At 33.6% G+C, this 7,010-nt stretch carries 5 protein-coding genes and 2 pseudogenes; 5 read left to right on the top strand and 2 right to left on the bottom strand.

Annotation, left to right across the window (positions count from 1 at the left end; genetic code table 11):
- Positions 1-130, bottom strand: a pseudogene (locus tag PQF83_RS28275) (DUF4158 domain-containing protein); the annotation flags it as partial.
- Between the two features lie 146 nt (positions 131-276).
- On the opposite strand from PQF83_RS28275, the pseudogene PQF83_RS28270 reads away from it, so the two are divergent.
- The 5 genes and pseudogenes from PQF83_RS28270 to PQF83_RS28250 form a co-directional block, all read left to right on the top strand.
- Positions 277-1,695 (top strand): annotated as a pseudogene (locus PQF83_RS28270) (DUF4158 domain-containing protein); the annotation flags it as partial.
- 311 nt (positions 1,696-2,006) lie between these two features.
- Positions 2,007-3,491, top strand: a complete 1,485-nt coding sequence (locus PQF83_RS28265; protein ID WP_012552721.1) for a spore germination protein — start codon at positions 2,007-2,009, stop codon at positions 3,489-3,491.
- 8 nt (positions 3,492-3,499) lie between these two features.
- Positions 3,500-4,594, top strand: a complete 1,095-nt coding sequence (locus tag PQF83_RS28260; RefSeq protein ID WP_061661292.1) for a GerAB/ArcD/ProY family transporter — start codon at positions 3,500-3,502, stop codon at positions 4,592-4,594.
- A 4-nt stretch (positions 4,595-4,598) separates the two neighbouring features.
- Positions 4,599-5,732: a Ger(x)C family spore germination protein gene (locus PQF83_RS28255; protein WP_000708189.1), complete on the top strand. Its 1,134-nt coding sequence runs from the start codon at positions 4,599-4,601 to the stop codon at positions 5,730-5,732.
- A 375-nt stretch (positions 5,733-6,107) separates the two neighbouring features.
- Complete coding sequence (locus PQF83_RS28250) at positions 6,108-6,659, top strand: recombinase family protein (protein WP_000576160.1); 552 nt, start codon at positions 6,108-6,110, stop codon at positions 6,657-6,659.
- Positions 6,660-6,681: 22 nt separating this feature from the next.
- Here the strand turns inward: PQF83_RS28250 and PQF83_RS28245 are convergent.
- On the bottom strand, positions 6,682-7,010 hold a 329-nt coding region (locus PQF83_RS28245), incomplete at its 5' end, for an ATP-dependent Clp protease proteolytic subunit (protein WP_191904307.1).

Here is a 7,010-nt window from a genome sequence, read left to right as displayed (position 1 = left end):
TGATAGCAGGCAGTATGATTTTGTTTTTTCTTAGAAAATCTATGCATTCATGTAGTAGATGAATGGCATCACCATTTTCCAAAGCCAATTGATGTAGGTGCTTAAATGTCATTCTATATTCTTTCAGGCTTAATCACAGGGTTACTGCTCTAGTCCGTCAGATATATTACAATAAAAGGAAAATGGTTTAGCTTTGCTGCTTTTCTTAGTTATCTTGATGGTCTCTATGTTTGAAATTATACTATTAAAAAAACATGTAGATCAGAGGGAGAACCAGTGAAGAAAAATTGGAATGAAGAAGAGCTTTTAGCAAACTTTATGTTAATGCCAAATGAACTACATCTATCTATGGGGAATAAAACAGAAACGAACCGTTTGGGCTTTGCCGTGTTACTAAAGTATTTCCAACAGAAAGCTAGATTCCCTAGCCAAAAGCAAGACATCCCAAAAGTAGTGATCGAGTACATAGCGAAACAGCTTGATGTTTCGCATGATCAATTTGATGAATATAGTTGGGGTGGAAAAGAAAAGACTTATACCCGACATCGAAAAAATATAAGGGATTTTTTTGGATTTCAGGAGCTTACACGTACAGATAATGATCGTTTGGGACAATGGTTAGAAGAACAAGTTCAGTCTACACATGATACAGACTATTTAAAAAACCAAGCATACAGTCTCTTTCGTAAATGGAAAGTTGAACCTCCTTCTATTGGGAGCTTAAAGCGTATGATTGACTCTGCCATTGATACTTTTGAAAAGAGCTTATATAAAATGACATATCAGCAATTATCTGCTAAGACGTGCACTCGGTTAGATGCTTTACTTGAGTCCCATGCTGATGAGGATTCTGATGGAGAGGAAACCGACATTTTAACTTTTCGTCAACTATTATCTTCTCCTCGTAAACCAAGTGTAAATGCGATGGAGATGGAGGTTAAAAAACTGTTAGCTATACGACATCTCCAAATTCCTAATGGTTTGTTTCATCATATGACTCCAAAATTACTAAAGAAATATCGACTTCGTGCAGCTACTGAGACTGTAACGGAATTGCGAGCACATCCAGCACCCATTCGCTACACCTTACTTGCCATCTTATTTTGGCATCGTCATGCTGAAGTTATCGACTATTTAGCTGATCTGTTGGATGAAATCACTCTCAAGTTCGGAAATAAGGCCAAGAATACTACCCGTAAAGAAGCAGTAGAAGAGTTGGAAAGGGTTCAAGGGAAAAATAAACATATTATCAACTTATTAAAAGCGACGGTTAATCATCCAGATGGAATTATTCAAGATACTCTATATCCGATTGTAGGCGCTTCAACAATTCGGGATATTATTAAAGACATGACAAGAAATCACCGAGAATACAAAGAAAAAATCTATATAAAGATGCATTCTTCCTATCGGGGGCATTATCGGATTGCTTTCTGTAATATCTTAAAAAATCTTACGTTCAGATCTAATAATCAATCTCATCAACCTGTCATTGAAGCTCTTCAACTAATTCGAGAATATGGTGATAGTGGTCAACGTTTTTTTGCAGCTAATGACGAAGTTCCTATTGAAGGAGTGATCCAGCCCAAATGGAAGGATATCATTATTGAGACGGATAGTAAGGGAATGGAGAGGGTTAACCGAATCAATTATGAGATTGCTGTTTTACAAACACTTCGAACGCGCCTCCGGTGTTTTACCGTTAATATCAATAACATGTGTTGTATTATCGATTTTACGAGTACTGATGTTAGAATTTACTTTATCAAAAGATAATGTAGAACTGCCCCACATTTCATTAAATTCAACCTCATATATACCAGCTAGTTCTGGCCAATTGATTTCTACAACATGTTGTTGGTTACCATCTAAAATTCCTTGTTCCATATTCGTTTCAGAACCATAGGTCCTAAAATTACTCTCAATCCTTACTTCTTTATTAAAACAAGTATAAAATGATTCCTACTTCAAATACTAAAAAAAAACTATTGAAGGATATGATTCAAATGACACTCCATCTAAATAAAAATAACTGCCCTAATTATGAAAAAATTAAATACATCCTCAACGAATCACCAGACTTAATGTGTAGAACACTTGAAGTTGGTGGAGATTGTCTCGAAGTTATTTTCATGAAAAATTTAATTAAACAAGAGTTTCTAAATGAGTATGTAATTAAATACATTCAACAACTTCCGATAGAATACATAACTTACTCTTATTTATTGAAAAACATACCAATGAACGAAGTAAAGAAAAACCTTAAGGAACAAGAGATTATCTCTTCCCTCTTAAATGGATTCGCTTATATTTACTTATCAGACGAAAGTAAAGCATTTATGGTAAATTGCGCCAACCCTATTGAAAGATCTATTGAGAAAGCAGAAACAGAATCATTGGTATACGGTCCTAAAATATCGTTTACAGAATCATTATCTTCTAACATTAAAATTATAAGACGAAATCTAAATGATTCTAATTTGTGTACAGATGAATTAAAAATAGGAGAACGTGTTAAGAAGCAAGTAAGAATTATATATCTTAAAGATATAGCGGATGATGACACACTTAAAACACTTAAGGAGAAGTTTGAAAATATAAAAACTGATAATATAAGTGACAGTTCAGTATTGGCACAATGTCTTGAAGATAATCATTACTCATTTTTTCCACAGTTTATATTAACAGAGTTGCCCGATAGATTCCTCTACTCTATTTTAAACGGACGGATTGGTGTTCTTATAGATGAAAGTCCAATTGCTATTATTGGACCTGCTAATTTTTTTTCGTTTTTTGAATCAACAGAAGACATATATTTGAGATGGTCCTTAAGTACTTTTATAAGATTTATACGATTATTTGCTATGGCAGGGTCACTATTTCTTACAGCATTTTATGTTGCAACCATGACATTTCACTCTGAACTAATTCCATCTAAATTGTTACTTATAATTGGGCAATCACGTTCACAAGTTCCTTTTCCACCTTTGCTAGAAGCACTTTTACTCGAATTATTAATTGAATTACTTAGAGAGGCTGGGGCACGCCTTCCGTCAAAAGTAGGGCAAACAATGGGGATTGTTGGAGGTATTGTTATTGGCCAAGCAACTGTTGAGGCAGGTTTAACTAGCAACATTTTAATTATTATTGTGGCATTTAGTGCATTAGGGGCATTTACGGCTCCTATTTATGAAATGGGCACTGCTTTAAGAATTGCTAGATTTCCTTTCATTATTCTAGCAGGTGTTTGGGGATTAAATGGGATTATTATCGGTGTCTGTGTAATGATGGTCCACTTGTTAAAATTGACATCATTAAACAAACCTTATCTTGCACCTCTATACCCTTTTAGGATTAAGGATATAAAATACTTCTTAATACGTCTACCCCACCATTTTTATATGAGACGTCCTGTTGTCAATCGCCCAAAAGATTCATTCCGCACAAGGTGGAGATTTAAAAAAACAGAAAAAGATTTAGATGAATTTTGAGGTGGATAATGAAATCAAATATTAGTTTTGTAAATGCCTATATGGCTTTCTTTATCATACACACTTCGCAAATTGGTATGGGCATACTTGGAGTCCCGAAAATTATTTATCTTGAATCTAAGAAAGATGCTTGGATCTCAGTTTTACTATCCGGTCTATTCATTAGTATTATCACTTGGATTATTATTAGCATACTTAAAAAACATGGAAACTGTAATCTTTATGAAATACACGAAAATTTATTTGGTCGCTTTATAGGAAGTATCATCAATACCTTAATTGTCATTTACTTTATTGCTGTACATTACTCTATCATCATCAGTTATGTTGAATTGTCCCTAACATGGGGATATGAAGGAGTTTATGAATGGGTAAGCACCTTAGCGCTATTATTAATAACAATTTATGCAGTATCAGGTGGATTCAGAGTAGTTGCAGGGATATGCTTCTTATCCTTTTTAATGACTATATGGCTGCTATTTGTGATGTATCAACCACTTGATTCCATAAACTTAACTAGAATTTTACCCATCATGTCGACAACTCCGTCAGAAATGATGAAAGGAGTTTTTAAAAGCAGTTATACAATGTTGGGTTTTGAGACTTTATTTTTTATTTTTCCTTTTATAAAGGAGAAAAAAAAACTACTTCTATTCAGTCAATTAGCAATCTGGTTTACCACACTTCTTGTTTTAATTGCAACTGTTATTTCCATATTATTTTTTAGCCCTAAAGAATTAGAAAAACAGATCTGGCCTATTGTCAGTATGATAAGCGCTGTCCATTTTCCATTTATTGAGCGCTTTGAATCTATAGCAGTTTCATTATGGATATTAGTTATTTTTCCAAATTTATGTATAATCCTATTCATTTCTTCCAAAGGAGTTAAACAAATATTTCATTTAAAACTAAAACATGGAATATGGGTAATCTCAATAATCATTTTTATCACGAGTTTTTTTATCACAAAAAGAGTCGACAATAACCTTTTGTTTGATAAAGTTGGTCAAGTAGGCTTTTACCTATGGTTTATCTATCCAATATTCTTATATTTCATTTCAATCATTAAATCTAAAATCTTTTCACGTTCAAAACGGAGTTGAAAAAATGAAAATATGGCTTATTCTACTACTTTGTTTCTTTCTCTGTACGGCATGTATGCTACCTGAAAAAATATTAGAAAGGCAAGGAATTTCAACTATTATTGGTTTTGACTTACTTGATGAGAATACATACAAAGGCACTATTAGCTTGTTACAATTCGACCGTAAAGAAGAAAAGACGAGTGTAACCATTTCTGCCGTCGGAACTACAAGCAAACAAATAAGACAAAATTTAGAACAACAGACAAGCCACGACCTTACTTCTGGTCAATTAAGGACAATTTTATTTGATAAATATATGACAGAAATGATAGGGATTTCATCTTTTCTAGATACAATGCAACGAGATAGTAGCATCGGATCTTTAATTTTTTTGGCAATTACAAACAATGCTGAGAGTACAATTAATAATAAAAACTATGAAGAATACCCTGAAATGGGGTCATATATTTATCAATTATTAGATAAGCACGAAAAGAAGGAAATGTTAATAAACTCCAACTTGCATGATTTTATTTCCACACTATATGAAATTGGTATCGATCCTACCTTACCTATTCTATCGAATGAGAATGGTGTAGCACCCTATTTAGATGGGGTTGCATTATTTAGGGATGATAAAATGGTTGGTTCTATTTCCATGAAAAAAACCCTGTATATAAAATTATTCACCGATCATAATGCTTTTTTGGGGGATATAACTTTAAATATTCCTGCAGAGGTATTAGAAGAAAAGGGAATAAAACTAGTCGAAAAGCAAAAAGGAGATAAATTTAATATTACAATTCACCCAATAAAGTACCGCGGAAATGTTGAATTATCTCAGGAAGAGTCGGTTAATTTAAATGCATCTATTTTAGTTTCAACTATAGAATTACAGCCTTCTGTTACTCTTAAAAATAAGGAATCAATAAAAAAAATGGAGCTAATAATTGAAGAAGAACTAAACAAAGAATTCGGGGATATTCTTGAGGAGTTTAGAAAATTAAATACTGATCCAATTGGCATTGGAAGAAAAATAAAAAGTATAAGAAAATATTCCAATTTAAATGAAAAAGATTTGAGAGGAAAGTATTCCACATTAAATTTAAAACCAAATATTAAGGTAGAAATAAAACGAACTGGGGCAGTTGATTAGTTCACGAATTACTTGTGAAGAACCTCATTTACTTATGAAAAGCTCACCGAGGTTGATATTAAACTTATCTTCCAATAGTTCAATAATTGTATGTAAAACCATAATTAACTACAATCCTTATTCAACAATCTGGCCCTATTGCGGAACAAAAATAAAAGAGCTCTCTTCAGTCATACTGCGGCTGGTTAGTTTAATAAAATTAGCCCCATAAACGGACATTTATGGGGCTGGTCCTTATTGGAGCAAAACACACTCTATTTACCCTGATCTTTGGTACCAAAACTCATTCCCAAAATCAAAGTAACATTTTTAATAACAAACACCGTTTTTGGTGCTAATATATTCATATAAATAGTTTTTAGTAGGTGATTAATTATGATTTTTGGTTACGCGCGAGTGAGTACGGAGGAACAAAACCTAGATATGCAAGTTGATGCATTAACACAATTCGGGGTTGAGAAGATTTATAAAGAAAAATTAACTGGCACACGAAGAGATAGGCCTCAATTAGAAGACCTTTTAAAAATTTTACGAAGTGGCGATAAAATTGTTGTATATAAACTTGACCGTATTTCACGTTCCACAAAACATTTGATAGAACTGAGCGAATTATTTAACGATATGGGTGTACATTTTGTATCAATTACTGACAGTATTGACACTTCAACCGCAATGGGAAAGTTTTTCTTTCGTACAATGGCAAGCATCGCTGAACTAGAAAGAGATATTATTAGTGAACGAACAAAGTCTGGTCTTCAAGCAGCAAGATCAAGAGGAAAGAAAGGTGGGAGACCTACTAAGAAAGAAGATAAAGTGGAAATGGCTGTTAAGATGTATAAGAGTAAAGACTATACAATTAAGCAAATTACAGTGGCGACTGGTATCAGTAAGACCACGCTGTATAGGTATTTAGACAAGGCGCTATAGGGTTGCCTCAGTAATTTAGTTATTAACGATTTGTAAAGATCTTATCGATTAAACCGTATTCTAAAGCTTTTTCTGCTGTCATGAAGTTGTCGCGGTCTGTGTCGCGTTGTAGCACTTCAAGTGGTTGACCAGTGCGGTCAGCAAGAATTTGGTTTAGTTTTTCACGTAAGAATAGGATACGTTTAGCAGCGATTTCGATTTCAGTCGCTTGACCTTGTGCCCCGCCAAGTGGTTGGTGAATCATTACTTCACTGTTTGGAAGTGCATAACGTTTTCCTTTTTCACCTGCTGCAAGTAAGAATGCACCCATAGATGCAGCCATACCGATACAGATTGTTGATACTTGCGGTT

This window comes from Bacillus sp. FF-1, assembly GCF_028548245.1.
Lineage (GTDB): Bacteria > Bacillota > Bacilli > Bacillales > Bacillaceae_G > Bacillus_A > Bacillus_A paranthracis.
Note: the sequence above shows the minus strand (reverse complement) of the source record. Positions and strands in the feature narration are given on the sequence as shown.

What these genes read in the sequence shown, in the direction of transcription:
- PQF83_RS28265 (WP_012552721.1), top strand. Translation starts at nt 2,007, where the DNA reads ATGACACTCCATCTAAATAAAAATAACTGCCCTAATTATGAAAAAATT.
- PQF83_RS28260 (WP_061661292.1), top strand. Translation starts at nt 3,500, where the DNA reads ATGAAATCAAATATTAGTTTTGTAAATGCCTATATGGCTTTCTTTATC.
- PQF83_RS28255 (WP_000708189.1), top strand. Translation starts at nt 4,599, where the DNA reads ATGAAAATATGGCTTATTCTACTACTTTGTTTCTTTCTCTGTACGGCA.
- PQF83_RS28250 (WP_000576160.1), top strand. Translation starts at nt 6,108, where the DNA reads ATGATTTTTGGTTACGCGCGAGTGAGTACGGAGGAACAAAACCTAGAT.